This is a genomic window from Streptomyces sp. NPDC055254 (assembly GCF_053606025.1).
The window spans coordinates 253,253-274,422 of the sequence record NZ_JBSGQV010000004.1; the positions used below are offsets into that span (position 1 = coordinate 253,253).

At 73.3% G+C, this 21,170-nt stretch carries 18 protein-coding genes; 9 read left to right on the plus strand and 9 right to left on the minus strand.

The window, feature by feature from the left end; genetic code table 11:
- Positions 1-45 precede the first annotated feature (45 nt).
- From ACWFQ8_RS06560 to ACWFQ8_RS06575, 4 genes are all read left to right on the plus strand, one after another.
- Complete coding sequence (locus ACWFQ8_RS06560) at positions 46-510, plus strand: MarR family winged helix-turn-helix transcriptional regulator (protein WP_453785077.1); 465 nt, start codon at positions 46-48, stop codon at positions 508-510.
- Between the two features lie 38 nt (positions 511-548).
- Positions 549-3,482, plus strand: coding sequence for an FAD-binding and (Fe-S)-binding domain-containing protein (locus ACWFQ8_RS06565; RefSeq protein ID WP_453785078.1), 2,934 nt, complete (start codon positions 549-551; stop codon positions 3,480-3,482).
- Positions 3,483-3,642: 160 nt separating this feature from the next.
- Positions 3,643-5,487 carry an ABC transporter transmembrane domain-containing protein gene (locus ACWFQ8_RS06570; RefSeq protein WP_453785157.1) on the plus strand — a complete coding sequence of 615 codons (1,845 nt, stop codon included), beginning with the start codon at positions 3,643-3,645 and terminating at the stop codon, positions 5,485-5,487.
- The gene (locus tag ACWFQ8_RS06575; protein ID WP_453785079.1) at positions 5,484-7,265 is read left to right on the plus strand and encodes an ABC transporter ATP-binding protein; all 1,782 of its coding nucleotides are present in this window, start codon (positions 5,484-5,486) and stop codon (positions 7,263-7,265) included. Before ACWFQ8_RS06570 ends, ACWFQ8_RS06575 begins: the two co-directional genes overlap by 4 nt.
- Before the next feature lie 74 nt (positions 7,266-7,339).
- On the opposite strand, the gene ACWFQ8_RS06580 is transcribed toward ACWFQ8_RS06575, so the two are convergent.
- Positions 7,340-8,131 (minus strand): metal-dependent hydrolase, encoded by a 792-nt coding sequence (locus tag ACWFQ8_RS06580; RefSeq protein ID WP_453785080.1) that lies wholly within the window; start codon positions 8,129-8,131, stop codon positions 7,340-7,342.
- 145 nt (positions 8,132-8,276) lie between these two features.
- Between ACWFQ8_RS06580 and ACWFQ8_RS06585 the strand changes: the two genes are divergently transcribed.
- From ACWFQ8_RS06585 to ACWFQ8_RS06595, 3 genes are all read left to right on the plus strand, one after another.
- Positions 8,277-10,799: a DEAD/DEAH box helicase gene (locus ACWFQ8_RS06585; protein ID WP_453785081.1), complete on the plus strand. Its 2,523-nt coding sequence runs from the start codon at positions 8,277-8,279 to the stop codon at positions 10,797-10,799.
- A gap of 70 nt (positions 10,800-10,869) precedes the next feature.
- Positions 10,870-11,787: an acyl-CoA thioesterase gene (locus ACWFQ8_RS06590; RefSeq protein ID WP_453785082.1), complete on the plus strand. Its 918-nt coding sequence runs from the start codon at positions 10,870-10,872 to the stop codon at positions 11,785-11,787.
- An 8-nt stretch (positions 11,788-11,795) separates the two neighbouring features.
- Complete coding sequence (locus ACWFQ8_RS06595) at positions 11,796-12,197, plus strand: YchJ family protein (protein ID WP_453785083.1); 402 nt, start codon at positions 11,796-11,798, stop codon at positions 12,195-12,197.
- Here ACWFQ8_RS06595 and ACWFQ8_RS06600 read toward each other — a convergent pair.
- Together ACWFQ8_RS06600 and ACWFQ8_RS06605 are read right to left on the minus strand one after the other, a co-directional pair.
- Positions 12,161-13,063, minus strand: a complete 903-nt coding sequence (locus ACWFQ8_RS06600; RefSeq protein WP_453785084.1) for a DUF6397 family protein — start codon at positions 13,061-13,063, stop codon at positions 12,161-12,163. The genes ACWFQ8_RS06595 and ACWFQ8_RS06600 overlap by 37 nt on opposite strands.
- Positions 13,064-13,206: 143 nt before the next feature.
- Positions 13,207-13,605: a roadblock/LC7 domain-containing protein gene (locus ACWFQ8_RS06605; RefSeq protein ID WP_365916468.1), complete on the minus strand. Its 399-nt coding sequence runs from the start codon at positions 13,603-13,605 to the stop codon at positions 13,207-13,209.
- A gap of 105 nt (positions 13,606-13,710) precedes the next feature.
- Between ACWFQ8_RS06605 and ACWFQ8_RS06610 the strand changes: the two genes are divergently transcribed.
- Positions 13,711-14,148, plus strand: a complete 438-nt coding sequence (locus ACWFQ8_RS06610; RefSeq protein ID WP_453785085.1) for a PPOX class F420-dependent oxidoreductase — start codon at positions 13,711-13,713, stop codon at positions 14,146-14,148.
- 79 nt (positions 14,149-14,227) lie between these two features.
- Here the strand turns inward: ACWFQ8_RS06610 and ACWFQ8_RS06615 are convergent, their stop codons facing one another.
- The 5 genes from ACWFQ8_RS06615 to ACWFQ8_RS06635 form a co-directional block, all read right to left on the minus strand.
- Positions 14,228-14,896, minus strand: coding sequence for a GTP-binding protein (locus ACWFQ8_RS06615; protein ID WP_453785086.1), 669 nt, complete (start codon positions 14,894-14,896; stop codon positions 14,228-14,230).
- On the minus strand, positions 14,896-15,276 hold the full coding sequence (locus ACWFQ8_RS06620) for a DUF742 domain-containing protein (protein WP_453785087.1): 381 nt from the start codon (positions 15,274-15,276) through the stop codon (positions 14,896-14,898). The genes ACWFQ8_RS06615 and ACWFQ8_RS06620 overlap by 1 nt, the downstream gene beginning before the upstream one ends.
- A 14-nt stretch (positions 15,277-15,290) precedes the next feature.
- Entirely contained in the window at positions 15,291-15,734 is a 444-nt protein-coding gene (locus ACWFQ8_RS06625) for a roadblock/LC7 domain-containing protein (protein ID WP_453785088.1), read from the minus strand.
- Complete coding sequence (locus tag ACWFQ8_RS06630; protein WP_453785089.1) at positions 15,734-18,382, minus strand: sensor histidine kinase; 2,649 nt, start codon at positions 18,380-18,382, stop codon at positions 15,734-15,736. Before ACWFQ8_RS06630 ends, ACWFQ8_RS06625 begins: the two co-directional genes overlap by 1 nt.
- Before the next feature lie 89 nt (positions 18,383-18,471).
- A complete protein-coding gene (locus ACWFQ8_RS06635) occupies positions 18,472-19,251 on the minus strand; it encodes an MHYT domain-containing protein (RefSeq protein WP_453785090.1) in 780 nt (259 codons plus the stop codon).
- A gap of 160 nt (positions 19,252-19,411) precedes the next feature.
- Here ACWFQ8_RS06635 and ACWFQ8_RS06640 point away from each other — a divergent pair, with 160 nt between their 5' ends.
- Positions 19,412-20,008 (plus strand): class I SAM-dependent methyltransferase, encoded by a 597-nt coding sequence (locus tag ACWFQ8_RS06640; RefSeq protein ID WP_453785091.1) that lies wholly within the window; start codon positions 19,412-19,414, stop codon positions 20,006-20,008.
- A 145-nt stretch (positions 20,009-20,153) separates the two neighbouring features.
- On the opposite strand, the gene ACWFQ8_RS06645 is transcribed toward ACWFQ8_RS06640, so the two are convergent.
- Entirely contained in the window at positions 20,154-21,068 is a 915-nt protein-coding gene (locus ACWFQ8_RS06645; protein ID WP_453785092.1) for an oxygenase MpaB family protein, read from the minus strand.
- Positions 21,069-21,170 lie beyond the last annotated feature (102 nt).

Here is a 21,170-nt window from a genome sequence, read left to right on the forward strand (position 1 = left end):
GTTACCTATGCTCACAATGAATCTGGTCCTGATACTGTTCCCAGTATGAGGACACCTTCCGAGAGCGACACCACAGACGGCGTTCTCGCCGAGCAGCTGCTGCGGCTGACCCGACGGCTCCACCGCATCCAGAAGCGCCATCTGGGGCCCCTCGGCATCACCCCGGCCCAGTCCCGGCTGCTGCGCCTGGTCTCGCACTACGAGGACGGGGAACCGCCCCGAATGGCGGATCTCGCCGCCCGGCTCGAAGTCGTGCCCCGCGCCGTGACCACCCTCGTGGACGGCCTGGAGGCCGCCGACCGCGTGCGCCGCGTACCCGACCCGGCGAACCGCCGCGTCATACGGATCGAGCTCACCGACGCGGGGCGCGCCACACTGCGACGCCTGCGCAACGCGCGAACCGACGCGGCGGAGGAGATCCTGGCTCCACTGACCGCCGACCAGCGCGAGGTCCTCGGCGGTCTGCTCGGCGCGCTGTCGGACGTCCCGGCGGAGCTCGACTGCCGGTAGGGGCCACGCGTGGGCCGCGAAGAGGCGAGGGATGGCACATGCCGCTGTTCGAACCGAAACCCGGGAGCCTGCGCCCGCGCGGCCCCGCCGGCCCCGCCCCGGACCGCGTCCCCGAGCGGACGGCGGCCGGCACACCGGAGCCCCTGCGCACCGAGCTGGCCGAACTGCTCGGCGCCGAGAAGGTGCTGTGGAAGGTCTCCGACCTGGTCCGCTACGCCTCGGACGCCTCCCCCTACCGCTTCGTGCCCCAGGTCGTCGTGATCGCCGAGGACATCGACGACGTCTCCGCGGTCCTCTCCTACGCCCGCGGCCGCCGGCGCGACGTCGTCTTCCGCGCCGCGGGCACCTCGCTCAACGGCCAGGCCCAGGGCGAGGACATCCTCGTCGACGTACGCCGCCACTGGGTCGGGGTCGAGGTGCTGGACGAGGGCCTGCGGGCCCGCGTCCGGCCCGGCACCACCGTGCTGCGGGCCAACGCCGCCCTCGCCCGCCACGGCCGCGTCCTGGGCCCCGACCCGGCCAGCGCCCTCGCCTGCACGCTCGGCGGGGTCGTCGCCAACAACGCGTCGGGGATGACCGCGGGCACCACGAGGAACTCGTACCGCACCCTCTCCTCGCTCACCCTCGTACTGCCCGGCGGCACCGTCGTGGACACGGCCGACCCGCTGGCCGACGAGGAACTGGCGCGCGCCGAACCGGCGCTGTGCCACGGGCTGATGGAGATCAAGCGGGAGATCGAGGCCGATCCGGCGCTCGTCGCCCGGATCCGCGCCAAGTACGAGATCAAGAACACCACCGGGTACCGGCTCGACGCCTACCTCGACGGCACCACCCCCGCCGAGATCCTGCGCGGTCTCGCGGTCGGCTCCGAGGGCACCCTCGGATTCATCTCCGAGGTCGTCTTCGACACTCTCCCGCTGGACCGCGAACTCTGCTCCGCCCTGCTGTTCTTCCCCTCCCTGCCCGCCGCCGCGGCCGCCGTCCCCCTCTTCAACGACGCGGGCGCCCTCGCCGTCGAGCTCATGGACGGCAACACCCTGCGCGCCTCGGTCAGCGTCGCGGGCGTCCCCGCCGACTGGGCGGACCTCCCCCGGTCGACGGCCGCCCTCCTGGTGGAGTTCCGGGCTCCGGACGCCGCCGGCGCCGACGCCTGCGAGCGCCGCGCCACCGCACTGCTCGCCGGACTCGACCTGGTGGCACCGGTGGCCTCGATCACCAACGCGTTCACCCGGGACCCGGGGGCCATCGGCGGCTACTGGAAGGCGCGCAAGGCCTTCGTCACCGCCGTGGGCGGAGCCCGCGCCCGCGGCACCACCCTCATCACCGAGGACTTCGCGGTACCGCCCTCGCGCCTGGCCGAGGCCTGCGAGGCGCTCCTCGCGCTCCAGGCGCGGCACGGCTTCGACGCCGCCGTCGCCGGCCACGCCGCTCACGGCAACCTGCACTTCCTGCTCGCCTTCGACGCCGCCGACCCCTCCGACGTCGCGCGCTACGCGGCCTTCATGGACGCCTTCTGCCGGCTCACCGTCGAGCGCTTCGACGGCTCCCTGAAGGCGGAGCACTCCACCGGCCGCAACATGGCCCCCTTCCTGGAGCTCGAATGGGGCCCGAAGGCCACCGAACTGATGTGGCGCACCAAGCGCGTCGTCGATCCGGACGGGGTGCTCGCCCCGCGCGTCCTCCTCGACCGCGACCCCCGGGCGCACCTGCGCGGGCTGAAGACGATCCCCGTCGTCGAGGCGGTGGCCGACCCCTGCATCGAGTGCGGCTTCTGCGAACCCACCTGCCCCAGCGGGGACCTGACGACCACCCCGCGCCAACGGATCGTGCTGCGCCGCGAGATGCTGCGCCAGAAGCCCGGCTCCCCCGTGCTGGACGGGCTCCTCGACGCCTACGGCTACGACGCGGTGGACACCTGCGCGGGCGACTCCACCTGCAAGCTCGCCTGCCCCGTGGGCATCGATACCGGTGCGCTGATGAAGGACTTCCGCCACCGCCGCCACAGCCGGCGCGAGGAGCGGGCGGCCGAGGCGGCCGCCCGGTGGTTCCGCGCCGTCGAGGCGGCCGCCCGACTGGCCGTCGCCGCCGCCGACACGATCACCGACCGGGTCGGGGACCGGCCGCTGGAGGCGCTCACCGGGGCCGCCCGCAAGGCCGTGCGCCCGGACCTGGTCCCGCGGTGGCTGCCCCAGATCCCGGCCGCCGCCCGGAAGCTGCCGGCCACCCGGCCCTCCGGTGCGGCGGCCGTGTACTACCCGGCCTGCGTCAACCGCATCTTCGGCAACCCGGACGGCCACCGCGGCCCCTCCCTGCCCGAAGCCGTGGTGGCCGTGTCCGAGCGGGCGGGGAAACCGCTGTGGATCCCCCGCGACGTGACCGGCACCTGCTGCGCGACGATCTGGCACTCCAAGGGGTACGACGCCGGGAACCGCCTGATGGCCAACCGGATCGTGGAGGCCGCCTGGGGCTGGACCGCGGGCGGCCGGTTGCCGCTGGTCGTCGACGCCTCCTCCTGCACCCTGGGGATCGCCCGCGAGGTGCTCCCGTACCTCACCGACGACAACCGGGCCCTCCACGCCGACCTGCGGATCGTCGACTCCGTGGAGTGGGCCGCGGAAGAGCTGCTGCCGCACCTCGACGTACGGCGCAGGGTGGGTTCGGCGGCGCTCCACCCCACCTGCTCGATGCGGCACCTGGGGGACGAGATGCGGCTCCGGGCGGTCGCCGAGGCGTGCGCCGAGGAAGTGGTGGTCCCCGACGACGCGGGCTGCTGCGCCTTCGCCGGCGACCGGGGCATGCTGCACCCGGAGCTGACCGCCTCCGCCACGGAGCGGGAGGCGGCGGAGGTGACCGCGCGCGCCTTCGACGTCCACCTGTCGGCGAACCGGATGTGCGAGGTCGCCATGGACCGGGCGACCGGGCGCGGCTACTGGTCGGCCCTGCTCGAACTGGAGCGCGCCACCCGCCCGTGAGCGCCGCGCGAGCGCCCCCCTGCGAGCAGGGACGACATCGCCCGATCCGACCGCGAGCCGTATCGCGACGCGCCTTCGGCGGCGGAAAATCGATTGCCGACGCCGACCCGGAAGGCGAACCTTGCACGGTTTGGACCACTCCGACCAGTCATGGGGCGTCATGCAGATCAGCGATCTTCCGTATCCGGACCCAGGGGTACCCGACGCTCGCTCCGGCCCTCGCTTCCTGTGGTGGCTGGGGCGCGGTCAACTCGGCGGACAGGCCAAGAGCCTGTGCTGGGGACTGTTGCACCACTGCGGTGTCGCCGGCCTGCCCTTCGCGGTCGGCTTCGGCATCGCCGCGGTCGTCGACCGCGACGGCGATCGCCTGCTGCTCGTCGGCGCGCTGATCGTGCTGCTCGGCATCGCCATCTCGCTCGGCGACGCCATGCTCCACCGGACCGCCGTCACCAACTGGATCACCGCCGCCGCCCGGGTGCAGCAGCTGCTCGCCCGCAGGACCGCCGAGCTGGGCTCCGCGCTCAGCCGGCGGGTCGCGGCCGGTGAGGTCGTCGCCGTGTCCACGGGCGACGTGGAGAAGATCGGCTGGTTCGTCGAGGCCGTGTCCCGCTTCCTCGCGGCGGCCGTCACCATCGTGCTGATCTGCGTCGCCCTGGTGCTGTACGCGCCGGCCCTCGGCACGGTCGTCGCCATCGGCGTGCCGGTGCTCGCGCTCGCCGCCCTGCCGCTGCTGCCGCGCGCCACGCAGCGCGCGGACGTGCAGCGCGAGAAGGCGGGCAAGGCCACCGAGCTGGCCTCGGACACCGTGGCCGGTCTGCGGGTCCTGCGCGGCATCGGCGGCGAGGAGCTGTTCCTCGGGCGCTACCGAGAGGCCTCGCAGGCCGTCCGGGAGGCGGCCGTGCGCAGTGCCCGGATGTGGGCGCTGATCTCCGCGATCCAGGTACTGCTGCCGGGCGTGCTGCTGATCACGGTGGTCTGGTACGGCTCCTCGCTCGTACTCGACGGGCGCCTCGCGGTCGGTGAACTCGTCGCCGTCTTCAGCGCGGTGTCCCTGATGATGTACCCGCTCCGGAGCGTGGAGGAGATCGCGATGGCGTACTCCTTCTCCCGCCCCTCCGCCCAGCGGGCCGCGCGGGTGCTCTCGCTGACCCGCACGGACGCCGCCGAGCGCCCCGGGACGGTCGAGGTGGCGAAGGCCCCGGCCGCGGGCGGGGACCTGTACGACCCGCGGACCGGGCTGCTGGCCCCCGCCGGCCGACTCACCGCCGTGGTGTGCGGGGACCCGGACCTGGCGGGCCGGCTCGCGGAACGCCTCGGCGGCCACGCCATGGACACGGACGCGGCGGACGGGCCCTCCGTCCTGCTCGGCGGGGTCGCGCTGGACGACCTCGAACTGGACACCGCCCGCACCCTGGTCCTCGTCCAGGACAAGGACCCGGTGCTGCTGTCCGGGACCCTGCGCGAGCTGTTCGACGTACCGGCGTCCGGGGCCGTCGAGTCCGGGGCCGCGCTGGCGGCCGCGCAGTGCTCGGACGTCCTGGACGCGCTGTTGCAGTCGGCGCCGGACGGGATCGACGACCCGATGGACGCCCGGATCACCGAGCGCGGCCGGTCGCTGTCCGGCGGACAGCGCCAGCGGCTCGCGCTGGCGCGGTCGCTGGTCACCGACCCCGAGGTGCTGGTGCTCGACGAGCCGACCTCGGCGGTCGACTCGCACACCGAGGCCCGGATCGCCGACGGGGTCGCGACCCTGCGCGCCGGGCGCACCACCGTGGTCCTGACCTCATCACCGCTGCTGCTGGACCGCGCCGACCGCGTCGTACTCGTCCACGAGGACGCGGTGGCGGCCGTCGGTACGCACCGCGAGCTGCTGCGCCGGGAACCCCGCTACCGGGCCGTCGTCACCCGTGAGCCCGACGAGGACGGGGCCGGCGGGCAGCCGCCCGGCCGGCCGGAACTGACCGAGCTGGCAGAAGCACTCACAGAGATCGAGGAATCCGCATGATCGGCGTGGCACCGCCGGACTACGATCCGGCGGCACCCGAGACGGCCGCGACCCTGCCCGTGGGCACGTCGGCGACCGTACGGGGCTATGTGCGCGGCCTGTTCCGGCGGCACCGGCGGGCCTTCCTGGCGCTGGTGGGCGTCAACGCGGTCGCGGTGGTCGCCTCCATGGTCGGTCCGTACCTGCTGGGGCGGGTCGTGGACGATCTCGCGGCAGGGGCGCGCGAACTGCACCTGGAGCGCGTTGCACTGCTCTTCGCGGCGGCCCTCGTCGTCCAGACGCTGTTCGTCCGGCTGGTGCGGCTACGCGGGGCGGTGCTCGGCGAGCAGATGCTGGCGGACCTGCGCGAGGACTTCCTGGTGCGGTCGGTGGGGCTGCCGCCGGGCGTACTGGAACGGGCCGGTACCGGCGACCTGCTGTCGCGCATCACCACCGACATCGACCGGTTGGCCAACGCGATGCGCGAAGCCGTGCCGCAGCTCGCCATCGGCGCGGTGTGGGTGTCGCTGCTCTTCGGGGCGCTCGCGGTGACCGCGCCGCCGCTGGCCCTGGCCGCGCTGGTGGCGCTGCCGGTGCTGGTGGTCGGCTGCCGCTGGTACTTCCGGCGGGCGCCGTCGGCCTACCGCTCGGAGGCGGCCGGGTACGCGGCGGTCTCCGCGGTGCTCACGGAGACCGTGGACGCGGGCCGCACCGTCGAGGCGTACCGCCTCGGCGCGGACCGGATCGCGCTGTCGGAGCGGCGGATCAAGGAGTGGACGGCGTGGGAGCGGTACACGCTGTTCCTACGGACGATCCTCTTCCCCGTCATCAACGTCACGTACGTGACGATCCTCGGCTCGGTGCTGCTGATCGGCGGGTACTGCGTGCTGCGGGGCTGGATGTCGGTCGGGCAGATGACGACGGGCGCGCTGCTGGCCCAGATGATGGTCGACCCGATCGGCCTGGTCCTGCGCTGGTACGACGAGTTGCAGGTGGCCCAGGTGTCGCTGGCCCGGCTGGTGGGCGTGCGGGAGATCGAACCGGACGGGGGCGACCCGAAGGTGTCCCCCGAGGGCCGCGACGTCCGGGCCGACGAGGTCCGGTTCGGCTACCGGGAGGGCGTCGACGTCCTGCACCGGGTGTCGATGACCGTGCCGCCCGGCACCCGGATGGCGCTGGTGGGGCCCTCGGGCGCCGGCAAGTCCACCCTGGGACGACTCCTCGCGGGCATCTACGCGCCTCGGACCGGAGAGGTCACCCTGGGCGGGGCGCGGCTGTCGCGGATGCCGGCGGAGCGGGTGCGCGCGCACGTGGCACTCGTGAACCAGGAGCACCACGTGTTCGTGGGCTCGCTGCGGGACAACCTCCGCCTCGCGCGGACGGGAGCCGGGGACGGCGAACTGTGGTCGGCGCTGGGCGCGGTGGACGCGGACGGCTGGGCCCGGGCCCTGGAAGCCGGTCTGGACACCGAGGTCGGCTCCGGCGCCACGGTGCTGACGCCGGCGCAGGCGCAGCAGATCGCGCTGGCCCGGCTGGTGCTGGCGGACCCGCACACGCTCGTGCTGGACGAGGCCACCTCGCTGCTGGACCCGCGCGCCGCACGGCACTTGGAGCGGTCGCTGGCCCGGGTCCTGGAGGGCCGCACGGTCATCGCGATCGCCCACCGGCTGCACACCGCGCACGACGCGGACGTGATCGCGGTGGTGGAGGGCGGCCGGATCAGTGAGCTCGGCTCGCACGACGAACTGGTCGCGGCGGACGGCGCGTACGCGGCGCTCTGGCGCTCCTGGCACGGGTGACCGCGGTCCTGCGGGGGCGTGGGTCCGGGACCTGGGATCCCGCCCGCCCCCGCGGGCCGCTGCCGGTCACAGCACTAGATGAAGCCGAGGGCCGAGGCCCCGCCGACGCCGCCGAGCAGTAGGAACGCCGGCATCAGGACCTTGAGCTCCACCCAGCTGCCGGCGCGGAAGCGCATCATCTTCGGCGGGCCGATCGGGTACCAGCGCTTGCCTGCGATCGGGAGCGGCCACAGCACCGGGCAGCCGGACACGGTCAGCGCGTCGCCGATGTCGTGGACCAGGGCGCCGAGCACGATCGGCAGGCCGAGCCAGAGGTACTCCTGGCCCGGCCCGGTGAACAGCCAGCCGGCGCCGTTCCCGGGCTGGTCGAGCACTCCCGCCAGGGTCCAGGCGCTGGTGGCGCCGAGGAGCCAGACGAGGATGTCGCTGGACATCCGGGCGGCCCGCCACAGCAGGCCCTCGACGGCGAGCACCAGGTGGACGAAGAGCAGGGCGAGCACGCCCCACCGGTCGGTGGAGACGGCGAGCGCGGAGGCGCCGGCTCCGATGAGGACCGCCCACAGCCAGGTGTGCGTCAGGGTGCGGTGGCCGCCGGTCCGGCGGGCGTCGCGCGGCGAGCGGGTGGCCTTGTAGACGGCGTAGGAGACCTTGTCGACCACTTCGCACAGGCCTCGGGACAGCGGGCCGAAAGCGCGGGAGATCGTCGCCGACTTGTGGTCGAGGTCGGGCGCGAGGGCGGCTCCGGCGCAGATCAGAGCGCCGACGGCGAGGACCGGCCACGGCATCGGGTGTCCGGTGGCAGCGGTGGCCGCTCCCACTCCCAGCCAGGCGGCCGCTCCCGACAGTGAGTGCGCCGGACCCATCATGGTCGTTCCCCGCCCCGGTGGTGTGCTGGTCGGGCCCCGTCGAGGGTTTCGTGCGAGCCGCGTCGACGGCACAGCGTACCGTTGGTGATCTTCGTTCCGTCCGCCGGTTCCCTCATCCGGGGTGAAGCCAGGCAAGATGGGGGGTGTGACCCTCATTGATCAGCTCCCGCCGAACGCCGACCCCGACGCCCTCTTCGAGGCTTTCTCCTCGTGGGCGGAGGATCAGGGCATCACCCTGTACCCGGCTCAGGAGGAGGCACTGATCGAGGTCGTCTCCGGGGCGAACGTGATCCTTTCCACTCCTACCGGCTCCGGCAAGAGCCTCGTCGCGGCCGGCGCCCACTTCACGGCGCTCGCCCAGGACAAGGTCACCTTCTACACGGCCCCCATCAAGGCGCTGGTCTCGGAGAAGTTCTTCGACCTGTGCAAGCTCTTCGGCACCGAGAACGTCGGCATGCTGACCGGCGACGCCTCCGTGAACGCCGACGCCCCCGTCATCTGCTGCACCGCCGAGGTGCTGGCCTCCATCGCCCTGCGCGACGGCAAGCACGCCGACATCGGCCAGGTCGTGATGGACGAGTTCCACTTCTACGCGGAACCAGACCGGGGCTGGGCCTGGCAGATCCCGCTGCTGGAGCTTCCGCAGGCGCAGTTCGTCCTGATGTCGGCGACCCTCGGCGACATGAAGCGGTTCGAGGAGGACCTGACCCGGCGCACCGGCCGTCCCACCTCGGTGGTCCGCTCCGCGACCCGGCCCGTCCCGCTGTCGTACGACTACGTGACCACGCCCATCACCGACACCATCACCGAACTGCTGGAGACCCGGCAGGCCCCGGTGTACATCGTGCACTTCACGCAGGCCCAGGCGGTCGAGCGGGCGCAGTCGCTCATGAGCATCAACATGTGCACCCGTGAGGAGAAGGACAAGATCGCCGAGCTCATCGGCAACTTCCGCTTCACCACCAAGTTCGGGCAGAACCTCTCCCGCTACGTCCGGCACGGCATCGGCGTGCACCACGCCGGCATGCTGCCCAAGTACCGGCGCCTGGTCGAGAAGCTCGCACAGGCCGGTCTGCTGAAGGTGATCTGCGGTACGGACACCCTCGGTGTCGGCGTCAACGTCCCCATCCGCACGGTGCTGTTCACCGCGCTCACCAAGTACGACGGGAACCGGGTCCGCACGCTGCGCGCCCGCGAGTTCCACCAGATCGCCGGCCGCGCCGGTCGGGCGGGCTTCGACACGGCGGGCTACGTGGTGGCCCAGGCCCCCGAGCACGTGATCGAGAACGAGAAGGCCCTCGCCAAGGCGGGAGACGACCCGAAGAAGCGCCGCAAGGTGGTGCGCAAGAAGGCCCCCGAGGGCTTCGTCGCCTGGTCGGACACCACCTTCGAGAAGCTCATCGGCGCCGACCCCGAGGCGCTGACCTCGCGCTTCAAGGTCACCAACATCATGCTGTTGTCGGTCATCGCCCGGCCGGGAGACGCCTTCCAGGCGATGCGCCATCTGCTGGAGGACAACCACGAGCCGCGCAAGGCCCAGCTGCGGCACATCCGCCGGGCCTTCGCGATCTACCGCTCGCTGCTCGACGGCGGGGTGGTCGAGAAGCTGGACACCCCCGACGCGGAGGGCCGTACCATCCGGCTCACCGTCGACCTCCAGCAGGACTTCGCGCTCAACCAGCCGCTGTCCACCTTCGCGCTGGCCTCCTTCGACCTGCTGGACCCGGAGTCGCCCTCCTACGCACTCGACATGGTGTCCGTCGTCGAGTCCACCCTGGACGACCCGCGCCAGATCCTGGCCGCCCAGCAGAACAAGGAGCGGGGCATCGCGGTCGGCGCGATGAAGGCCGACGGGATCGAGTACGAGGAGCGGATGGAGCGGCTCCAGGACGTCACCTATCCCAAGCCGCTCGAAGAGCTGCTCCTGCACGCCTACGACGTCTACGCCAAGAGCCACCCCTGGGTGCGCGACCACCCGGTCTCCCCGAAGTCGATCATCCGCGACATGTACGAACGCGCGATGACCTTCACCGAGTTCACTTCCTACTACGAGCTGGCCCGCACCGAGGGCATCGTGCTGCGCTACCTCGCGAGCGCGTTCAAGGCGCTGGACCACACGATCCCCGACGACCTCAAGTCCGAGGACCTCCAGGACCTCATCGCCTGGCTCGGCGAGCTGGTCCGCCAGGTCGACTCCAGCCTCCTGGACGAGTGGGAGCAGCTGGCGAACCCGGAGGTGGAGACGGCGGAGCAGGCCCAGGAGAAGGCCGATCAGGTCAAGCCGGTCACCGCCAACGCGCGCGCCTTCCGCGTCCTGGTCCGCAACGCCATGTTCCGCCGGGTGGAGCTGGCCGCACTCGACCACGTGAACGTGCTGGGCGAGCTGGACGCCGAGTCCGGCTGGGACGCCGACGCCTGGGGCGAGGCCATGGACGGGTACTGGGACGAGTACGACGACCTGGGCACCGGCCCCGACGCCCGCGGCCCGAAGCTGCTCCAGATCGAGGAGGACCCGGCGCACGGCCTCTGGCGCGTCCGCCAGACCTTCGCGGACCCCAACGGGGACCACGGCTGGGGCATCAGCGCCGAGGTCGACCTCGCGGCTTCCGACGAGGAGGGCCGGGCGGTCGTCCGGGTCACCTCCGTCGGCGAACTCGGCGCGCTCTGACCGACGCCCCCCTCCCACCGGCCCCCGCTTCCCGCCGGCCCCGTCCGGACCCGACCATGGAGAACCCCTGATGACGAACCCCGCCGAGAGACTGGTCGACCTGCTCGATCTGGAGCAGATCGAGGTCAACATCTTCCGCGGCGCCAGCCCGCAGGAGTCCCTCCAGCGCGTCTTCGGCGGACAGGTCGCCGGCCAGGCACTGGTGGCGGCGGGCCGCACCACCGAGAGCGACCGCCCGGTCCACTCGCTGCACGCGTACTTCCTGCGCCCCGGCATCCCCGGGGTGCCGATCGTGTACCAGGTGGAGCGGGTGCGCGACGGGCGGTCCTTCACCACGCGCCGGGTCACCGCGGTCCAACAGGGCAAGACGATCTTCAATCTCACCGCCTCCTTCCATCATCCGGAGGACGGCAGCATCGAGCACCAGCTGCCTCCTCGCCTCGACTTCCCGCACCCGGACACGCTCCCGAAGGTCGTGGACGAGATCCGCGAGCACCTGGGCGCGCTGCCCGAGGCGCTGGAACGGATGGCCCGCCGCCAGCCCTTCGACATCCGGTACGTGGACCGGCTCCGCTGGGCTCCCGAGGAGCTCAAGGACGCCGATCCCCGCAGCGCGGTGTGGATGCGCGCGGTCGGGCCCCTGGGGGACGACCCGCTCGTGCACACCTGCGCCCTCACCTACGCCAGTGACATGACCCTCCTCGATGCCGTGCGCATCCCGGTGGAACCGCTGTGGGGGATGCGCGGGTTCGACATGGCGAGCCTGGACCACGCCATGTGGTTCCACCGGCCCTTCCGGGCCGACGAGTGGTTCCTGTACGACCAGGAGTCGCCCATCGCGCACGGCGGCCGGGGCCTGGCCCGGGGCCGCATCTACGACCTTGAGGGCAGGCTGCTGGTCTCCGTGGTCCAAGAAGGCCTCTTCCGTCCCTATCCGGCGCGGCCGTCCCGGCCCGCCGGGCAGCCCGACCCCGCTCCGGAGAACTGAGTACGCCCATGTCCACCCCCGTCCTGTCCTGCCCCTGCGGGCTGCCCGCCGCATACACCGAGTGCTGCGGCCGCTTCCACTCCGGTACGCGGCAGGCCCCCACCGCCGAGCAGTTGATGCGCTCACGGTTCAGCGCCTTCGCCGTCGGCGACACCGCCTATCTGATGCGCTCGTGGCACTCCTCGACCCGCCCGGCCCACCTCGATCTCGACCCGGGGCAGCGCTGGGAGCGGTTGGAGGTCCTGGCCACCGAACGCGGCGGGATGTTCGACACGGAGGGCTCGGTGGAGTTCCGGGCTCACTACCGCGAGGGGCCGCACACCGGCTCGCTGCACGAGCACAGCGCCTTCTCCCGCGAGGACGGGGCCTGGGTCTACGTCGGCCCCCTCTCCCCCGTCGACTTCGACTGACCGCGCGCCCCGCGCAGGGCGAAGTCCAGGCTGGTGCGGTACCAGTGGACCTCCTCCGGGGGCTCGGCCGTGAGCAGCCGCCGCGCCACGGCCGCGGCCGCCGGGACCTGGGGATGCCCGTACGGCGCAGGCGGGGCGAGCGCGGCCAGCACGATCCGCTCCGCCGGATCGGGCACCGCCTCCACCAGCTCCTCCTCGGGCAGTACGGAGGCCAGGACCGCCGCGCGTTCCCACGGATCGGCGGTCCGTCTCAGCAGTAGCCCGACGTGCCGGCCGCGCCAGCGCCTCGGGCGCAGGTCCGCCCCGGCCGTCATCAGCTCCCGGTCCTCCGGTGGCGCGGCCCCGCGCAGGGCGCCCGGCTCCCGCGCGGCGAACTCCCGCAGCTCCGAGGCCAGATAGAGCCACACCACGGCCCGGTACCGGTTGACGCGGTAGCCGACGGGGCTGAGGCGCCCGCAGCGCGCGAGGCGGGTGAACCGGCTGGGGCCGACGCCCAGCACCTCGGCGGCGGCCTGCGCTCCCGCCACCGCCTCGACCTTCGCGCGCAACGCGTCCGGCGGCCGGCCCTCCTTCGGCCACACCCCGTTCGGCCCGCCCCCGGCCGACCCGTCCCCGTCCTGCCCGTCCCCGTCCTGCCCCTCGGCAGATCGGACCCGTTCCAGCTCGGCCCATGTGTAGCGCGCGGCCCCGCCCGGCGCCGGCGGCCCGGCGCGAACGATCCCCAACTGCACGGCCCGCGCGAACTCGCTCCGGGTCAGGCCCAGCTCCGCCGCGGCGCGCACTCCGCTCACGGCCGTCTCTCCGCGCTCCCCCGCGCCCGCGCACCCGGCCGTATCGTCCCTCAGGACGGTAACCATCGTCATCATCACGGTCCTCCTCCACCAGCAGCGATTACTCTGTGTAAAGACCGTAACCGAACGTCACGACACCCCGCGAGGCCTGTGGAAAACTTCGCCGGACCTCCGCCCGGACCTCCGCCCGGGCCCGGACCTCCGCCGCCCGCCCCCGATCAGCCGCCCGTGATCCGCCGCTCCGCCACCCCGAGGTGCTCGCCCACCCGGTTCACCAGCAGCGTCATCTCGTAGGCGACCTGGCCGATGTCCGCCTCGGCGGCACTCAGCACGCACAGGCAACTGCCCGCACCCGCCGCCATGACGAAGAGGACCCCCTCGTCGTACTCGACCATCGTCTGCCGGACCTCCCCGGCCCGGAAGTGCCGCCCCGACCCCTTCGCCAGGCTCTGCAGACCGGCCGCGACGGCGGCCAGGTGCTCCGCGTCCTCCCGCGCGAGTCCCGCACTGGCACCCGTCACCAGTCCGTCGTTGGACAGCACGACCGCGTGCCGCACCTGCTGGACCCTGCGGGTCAGGTCGTCCAGCAGCCAGTCCAGCTGCTTGTCCAGTGCCATTTCGAGCCCCTCCCCGTAGACGCGGCCGGCATGGCCCCGCCCCACCCGCGTAGTCCTGCCGCAAGCCTTCCCCACCAGTGTCTTTCCGGCAAGGAGGATGCCCTCATGGCGAAGAAGATGACGCAAGAGGAATGGCGGGAGTTCGTCTCCCGCTCCACCCGCACCGGCAAACTGTCCACCGTCCGCGAGGACGGAGCCCCGCACATCGCCCCCGTCTGGTTCGTGCTCGACGGCGACTCCTTCGTCTTCACCACGGGCAGGGACACCGTCAAGGGACGGAACCTGACCCGTGACGGCCGCGTGGCGCTCTGCGTGGACGACGACCGGCCTCCGTTCTCCTACGTGGTGCTCCAGGGCAGCGCCGAGATCACCGAGTACGCCGACGGCGCGGACGCCCTGCTCACTTGGGCGACCGTGATCGGCGCCCGCTACATGGGCGAGGAACGCGCCGAGGCCTTCGGCCGCCGCAATGCCGTCCCGGGCGAACTCCTCGTCCGGGTGCCCATCGACAAGGTGATCGCCACCGCCGACGTGGCGGACTGACGCCGCCGCCCGACGGTCACGGAGCGCGGCGCGTGCGGGGCACGACGCCTGCGGGGCGCGGGGCACGGCGGCCGGTCGTTCACCCCGAACCGGCCTGCGGCCCGACGGAATCGAGCAGCCGGGCGGTGTGCACCCGCCCGGCGTACTCGACCAGCCGGATCAGCACTTCCTTCCCCGAATCCCTGTCCCGCGCGTCGCACAGCACCACCGGCGTGCCCTGGTCCAGGTCCAGCGCCCGCGACACGTCGTGCGCGCCGTACCGCCGCGCGTCCGTGAAGCAGTTGACGGCCACCACGAACGGGATCCGCCGGTGCTCGAAGTAGTCCACCGCCGGGAAGCAGTCCTCCAGCCGCCGCGTGTCCGCCAGCACCACCGCGCCCAGCGCCCCCTGGGACAGCTCGTCCCACAGGAACCAGAAGCGGTCCTGCCCCGGCGTTCCGAACAGGTACAGCGAGAGCCCGGACCGAATGGTGATCCGGCCGAAGTCCATGGCCACGGTCGTGGTCGTCTTCTGGCCCACGCCGCCCGTGTCGTCGACGAGTTCGCCCGCCTCGCTCAGCACCTCCTCCGTCCGCAGGGGCCGGATCTCGCTCACCGCGCCCACCAGCGTGGTCTTGCCGACCCCGAAGCCGCCCGCCACCAGGATCTTCAGTGCGAGCGCGGCCAGGTCGGTGTCGTCACCGGACTCGCCGTCCGGCGCGGACGCCGGGCCCCCGCCGCCGGCCGGTCCGTTGTCGTGTTGTCCCATCACAGCGCTCGCAATCCCTCGATGACTTCCCGCAGAATCCGCTCGTCCGGCAGCTGCGCGGGTGGTACCGGCCTGCTCACCTTGACGTGCCCGCCCTCCAACAGGTCCCCCAGGAGCACCCGAACCACCCCTACGGGCAGATCCGCGTCGGCGGAGAGCTCCGCGACCGACTGGGTCTCGGACCGGCAGAGCCCGAGCAGCGCCCGGTGTTCGGGGCCGAGCAGCGACTCCGTCGCCGCGTCCGTACCCTCCGGGTCCACGACGACCAGGGCGATCAGGTCGAAGCGGACCCCGTGGGGACCGGGCTTCGTACGCCCGCCGGTCATGGCGTACGGACGGACGAGCGGGCCCGCGTCGGCGTCGTACCAATGGCCGTTCACGTAACGGGCCGCCCTCAGCCGGCGGCGGGCGGTCGCGCCGCGAACCGGGGCGGTGTGTACAGATGCTCTCCGACGCGCTTGACGAGCCGGGCCATCTCGTACGCGATCAGCCCGATATCGGCGCTGGCGGCACTGAGAACGGCCAGGCAGGAGCCGTCCCCGGCGGCGGCTACGAAGAGGAACCCCTCGTCCATCTCCACCATGGTCTGGCGCACGCCCCCGGCGTGGAAGTGGCGGCCCGCGCCCTTGGCGAGACTGTGGAAGCCGGAGGCCACGGCGGCCAGGTGCTCCGCATCCTCCCGGCTCAGGGCGCTGGAGGAACCGACGGCCAGACCGTCGTTGGACAGGACGACGGCGTGCCGGACCTCGCGGACGCGTACCACCATGTCGTCCAGCAGCCAGTCCAGTTCCCCGGATCTGCGTCCGCCGTCGAGGCCGACTCCCTGGTGTTCGATCATCACAGTTCTCCTTCTCTGCCTGCGTGGGGGGAGTTCTCCTGGGCGCCGCGCGCCCAGCCGGCCCGGTAGGCCGCCATCCGGTCCCGGGCCTGCTCGGGGCTGCGGCCCGGCGGGTCCTCGGAGGTGCGGTCGGCGGCCGGGGCCTTCGGGGCGGGGGCCTCCCGCAGTTGCGGGACGAGGCTGGCCTGGCGCGTCCGGCGCGGCAGTTCGCCCACCGACGCGACGGGGGCCGCCGGCGGCGCCGAGGCGAGGGGCGGCGGGGAGCCCGCCGGTACGGAGGGGGCCGCGCCCGAGGAGACCGGCCGCGTACGGATCGTCCCGCCGCCGGGACCGCGCGGGCGCAGGGCGGCGACCGGCGCCGTCCCCGATTCCCGCGGCGCGGAGGGGCGCTCCGGGGCCGGGATGCCGCGGACCTCCTCCCGTACCGCCGAGGGGCGCTCGTCCTCCCGTACGACGGTCATGGCGGGCGGCTGCTCCCCTTCGACGAAGGCCTCCGCACGCGCCCGGGACCGTGCCGTTCCCGGCACGGCCGAGACGGAGGCGGCGGCTGCGGTGCCGGGCTCCAGGTCGGCGGCGGAAGCGGGCGTCCCGACCGTGATCGCGCCCTGGAGCAGGGAGTTCGGCAGGAGCACCACGGCGGTGGTGCCGCCGTAGGGTGAGGTGCGCAGGTGCACCTTGACGCCGTGGCGCGCCGAGAGGCGGCTGACCACGAAGAGTCCGAGCCGGTCGCTGTCGAAGAGATCGAGCGCCTCGGACTGCTCGATGCGGCGGTTGGCGTCGTTGAGGGATTCGCGTCCCATGCCCAGCCCCCGGTCCTCGACCTCCAGGACGTAGCCGGCTCCTACGGGCTCACCGCTGACGCAGACCTTGGTGTGCGGCGGGGAGAACTGGGTGGCGTTCTCGATGAGTTCGGCGAGCAGGTGGGTGAGGTCGGCGACGGCGCCGCCGACGACGGCGGCCTCGGCGAGCCGGCGGACCTCGACGCGGGGGTAGTCCTCGATCTCCGAGACGGCGGCCCGTACGACGTTCGTGAGCGGGATCGGCATCCGCCAGGCCCGGCCCGGGGCGGCTCCCGACAGGATGATCAGGCTCTCGGCGTGCCGACGCATCCGGGTCGTGAGGTGGTCGAGGCGGAAGAGGTCGCCGAGCTCGTTGGGGTCGTCGGCGCGCCGTTCCATCGAGTCGAGCAGGGTGAGCTGCTTGTGCACGAGGACCTGGCTGCGGCGGGCGAGGTTGACGAAGACGCCCGATACCCCGCTGGCCAGCTCCGCCCGCTCGACGGCCGCGCTGAGCGCGGCGCGGTGGACGGTGGCGAGGGCCTCGCCGACCTGGGCGATCTCGTCGTCCGCGACCGGTCCGGGCGGGGTTTCGGCCGTGACGTCGATGTCCTGCCCGGCGCGGAGCCGGTCCATGGCGTGCGGGAGCTTGCGGTGGGCGATCTCCAGGGCGCTGTTGCGCAGGGAGACGAGTTCCACGACGAGGGCCCGGCCGATGCGGACGGAGATGACCAGGGAGGCGGCGACGGCCGCCAGGCCGAGGAGGACGGCGGCTCCCGCCGCGGTGAGCGCCCCCTCCGCGAAGGGGTCGGCCCGGTCGGTGGCGGCCGCGTGGGCGGCCGCGTCGATCTCCCGGATCGAGGCGCCGACGGCGGCGTGGGCGGCTTCCCAGCCCGCAGGCGCTCCTTGCGCCTCCCGGCCGGTCCCGGCGGCGAGGGCCCGGTCCTCGGCACCGGCGAGTTCGGCGTAGGCGGCGCTCTTGGTGACGGACTGCCAGGCGCCCTGCTGCGCGGCGGGGAGGTCGCGCGTGGCGGCGTCGGTCAGGGCGCGCCGGGTCTCGACCGCGCCGGTCAGCAGGCGAAGTGTTTCGGCGCTGCGCGGGCCGGGCAGAGCGAGCAGCGCGTCCTCGCGGGAGAGCAGCTCCCCGGCCCTCGTGAATTCGAGCAGGACCCTGGAGTCGGTGGCGAATTCGGCGTCCTGGCCGCCGGTCAGGGCTCCGGTGACGGCGAGGGCCCGGTCGACGACGCGGGTGTAGGTCTCGTACGCCGCCTCGGGGGTCGCGCGTCCCTCGCGGATGTCCTCGCGGGCCGTTCCGAGCGCCTCGGCGGCGGCGACGAAGGCGCCCAGCCGGACGACCACGTCCGCGCGGTGGTCGCCGGAGTCGGCCACGGTGTGCCGGTCACCGAGCCGGAGCCGCTGCACGGCGGCGTCGGTGCGGCGGGCCTGCTGTTCCAGGTCGGTGCCCCGGGTGGCGGCCGGACCGGCGAACGAGCCGACGGCGACGCGCCGTTCGGCCTGGAGCTCGGCCACGGCCGCTGCGACGGGGGCGCGTATCTCGGCGTCGACGCGTTGGACCCGGCTCAGGCGCGCGATGTCCTGGGCCGTACTGACCGTGGCGAAGGCCCACAGGGCGAGGAGGGAGACCACCGGCACCATCAGGAGCGAGACGATCTTCGCCCGGACGGTTCCGGGCCGTAGCCCCGGCCGACGCCTCGCTCCCCGGGCGGCGGGCGCGGGGCCGACCGGCGCGCGCGGCGGCTCGTGCCCCGGCGGCTCCTCGGCCGGCGCCCCGGCGTGCGCCCGGCGGCCGCGCGCCGCGGGCGCGGGCAGCCGCGGCGTCGCTGGTTCCGGTTGTCTGCGGGGTGTGCGCATGGGCTCCTCGTTCCGGGGCGGTACGTGCGACAGGTGCGGCGTGCCGCGGGCCGGCCTCCTACGGGCGGCGGTGCTGCGGCGGAGGTCCGTCAGTGGGCGGGCGCGGGGTGCTCCCCCAGATGCCGGGCGGAGGCGGAGGCGGCGCGCTCGTCAGCGGTCGGTGAGAGCGCGACGAAGGCGGCGGTGATGAAGAGGTAGGAGCCGAGCCCGACGGCGAGCGGGAAGATGAACTGCATGGCCGTGGCGCCGGGCAGGGCCGCGTTCGAGGGGGCGACGCTGACGCCGACGGCCGTCATCCCGGTGTAGTGCATGCTGCTGACGGCGGCGCCCATGACGAGGGAGGCGACGGCCACGGCCACCGGTGACCTGATGTTGAGCGCGGCCCACAGGGCGGCGGTGGCGGCGACCACGGCGATCACGACGGAGAGTCCGACCATCAGCGGGTCGTACGAGACCTCTCCGTGCAGGCGCAGCGCCGCCATGCCGAGGTAGTGCATGCTCGCGACGCCGATGCCGGTGGTGAGGCCGCCCAGCACGAGGGAGCGGCCGCGGTCCTTGCCGTAGCCGACGGCGAAGACCCCGGCGCCCACGACCAGCACGGCGACCAGCAGGCTGAGGATGGTGAGGGGCACGTTGTAGTGGATCTCGGTGCCGGTGACGTGGAAGCCGAGCATCGCGACGAAGTGCATCGTCCAGATGCCGGTGCCGATGGCGGAGGCCGCGGTGAGGAGCCAGTTGCGGCGGGAGGATCCGGTCGCGGCGAGCGCGCGGACGGTGCAGCGCAGCCCGAGGGCGGCGCCGATCGATGCCATCACGTATGACAGCGCGGGTGTCAGCCAGCCATAGGCGGCGTGGTCCAGGTGTCCCATGGCCACGGGACGCTAGTCCGGGTGAGGGCGCGAACAAGGGAAGCATTTCGAAAGCAGCTGTAAGTGCTGGAATATGACAGAGCTACGTTCTCCTTCGATCACCCGGCGTACCACCTTGCACACGCACCGCAGGGCTCGGGCCGTGGGGGATCATGGGCACATGAGCGAAGACCACACGCACGTGCAGGAGTTCTTCGGGGTGCGCGCCGCCGACTGGGACCGCAAGTTCCCGGCGGACGGGCCCGCCTTCACCACCGCGGTGACCGAGTTCGGGCTGCGGCCCGGCGACCGTGTGCTCGACGCGGGCTGCGGGACCGGCCGCGCCCTGACCCCTCTGCGGGCGGCCGTCGGGCCGTCCGGCACCGTGCTCGGCATGGACCTCACCCCGCAGATGCTGGACGCCGCCCGGCGCGCCGGGCGGGCCGCGGAAGGCGCCCTGCTGCTGGCGGACGTGGCCCGGTTGCCGCTGCGGGACGGCGCGCTGGACGCCGTGTTCGCGGCCGGGCTCATCGCCCATCTGCCCGACCCGGCGGCGAACCTGCGCGAACTGGCCCGGGTGGTGCGCCCCGGGGGCCGGCTCGCGCTCTTCCACCCGATCGGGCGCGCCGCACTGGCCGCTCGCCAGGGCCGGGAGTTGACCGCGCAGGACCTGCGGGCCGAGCACAACCTGGGCCCTGTGCTCGCCGACGCGGGCTGGAAGATGACCTCGTACTCCGACGAGGACGCCCGCTTTCTGGCCCTGGCGGTCCGCTCCTGAGGGCGGCGGTCCGCTGGACGGCCCTCCGCTTCCGAGCACGGTCGGTCCACTCGCGGGACGGCCGGTCCGCTCCCGAGGCCGGCCGGTCCGCTCCCGAGGCCCGGGGGACGCGTCGGCGCCGCGTTGCGGACGGCGGCCCTCGGGATCACGTCGGAGGCTGGGCCTGGGCTCCGGCGGGCCGCCGTGGATGGGGTACGGGGCATCCGCCCGCGCCCGGCACCGGGAACGTGCCGAGCTCCCCCACGTCGTAGCCGCCCCGGTAGCCCTTGATCTCCGGGTTCTGCCGACCGTAGTGCGGGGCGCTGCGCGGCGGCAGGAGCCGTACCGCGCGCCCGCGCAGCCGCAGCGCGCCCCGGACCAGCCGCCGGACCGCGGGGCGGGGGCGCTCGAACCGGAAAGCGTCCAGCAGCGGCTCGTCGAGCAGGGCGAGGCTCGCGCCGCGCACGGCGGGCGCGAGCGGCGCCGGGTACCAGGAGGCCATCAGGTCGATGGTCGAGTCGGCGACCGCGCGACCGCCCTCGTCCCAGCCGAAGTGCGCCTCCTCGTAGGCGTCCAGGGTGGCCTCGAACTCCTCGTAGGAGCCCGGGATGTCCGTGATGCCCAGGTGGCGGCCGAGCGCGGCGTAGTAGTTCGCGGAGGCCCGCCGCTCGTGGTGGGTCAGCGGACGCCAGCCGTACGCGTCCAGCCAGCGCGCCGGAACGACGACGAACGTGCACAGCACGTAGCGCATGTCGTCGTTGCTGATGTCGTAGCTGCGGTGCATCTGGTTGACGCGGCGGATGGCGGTGCGGCCGGTGTCGCTCTCGAAGCCGTGCTCCACGATCGCGTCGAGGAGCAGGGCGGTGTCGTCGTAGCGCTTCTGGGCGCGCTCGGTGAACTCCGCCGTCTCGGCGAGCAGGCGGCCGACGGCGGGGACGGCGTAGGTGCGGAACAGGGCGAGTTCCAGGGCGCGGGTGAAGTCCCAGGGGAATTCGTAGGTGGCGGTCAGCCGGTAGATGGCGAGGAAATCCCTGTCCGGGTCGAGCCGGAGGATCTCCCTCAGCCGGTCGTAACGCTGCACCGGGCGTCCCTTTCTGTGGCGGGTGCCCAACTCTACGTGCAGGTAGCGGGCTTGGAAATCGTCACCCGCAGGCCCTCGACGGGCGGCTTACCGGCTGGTTAG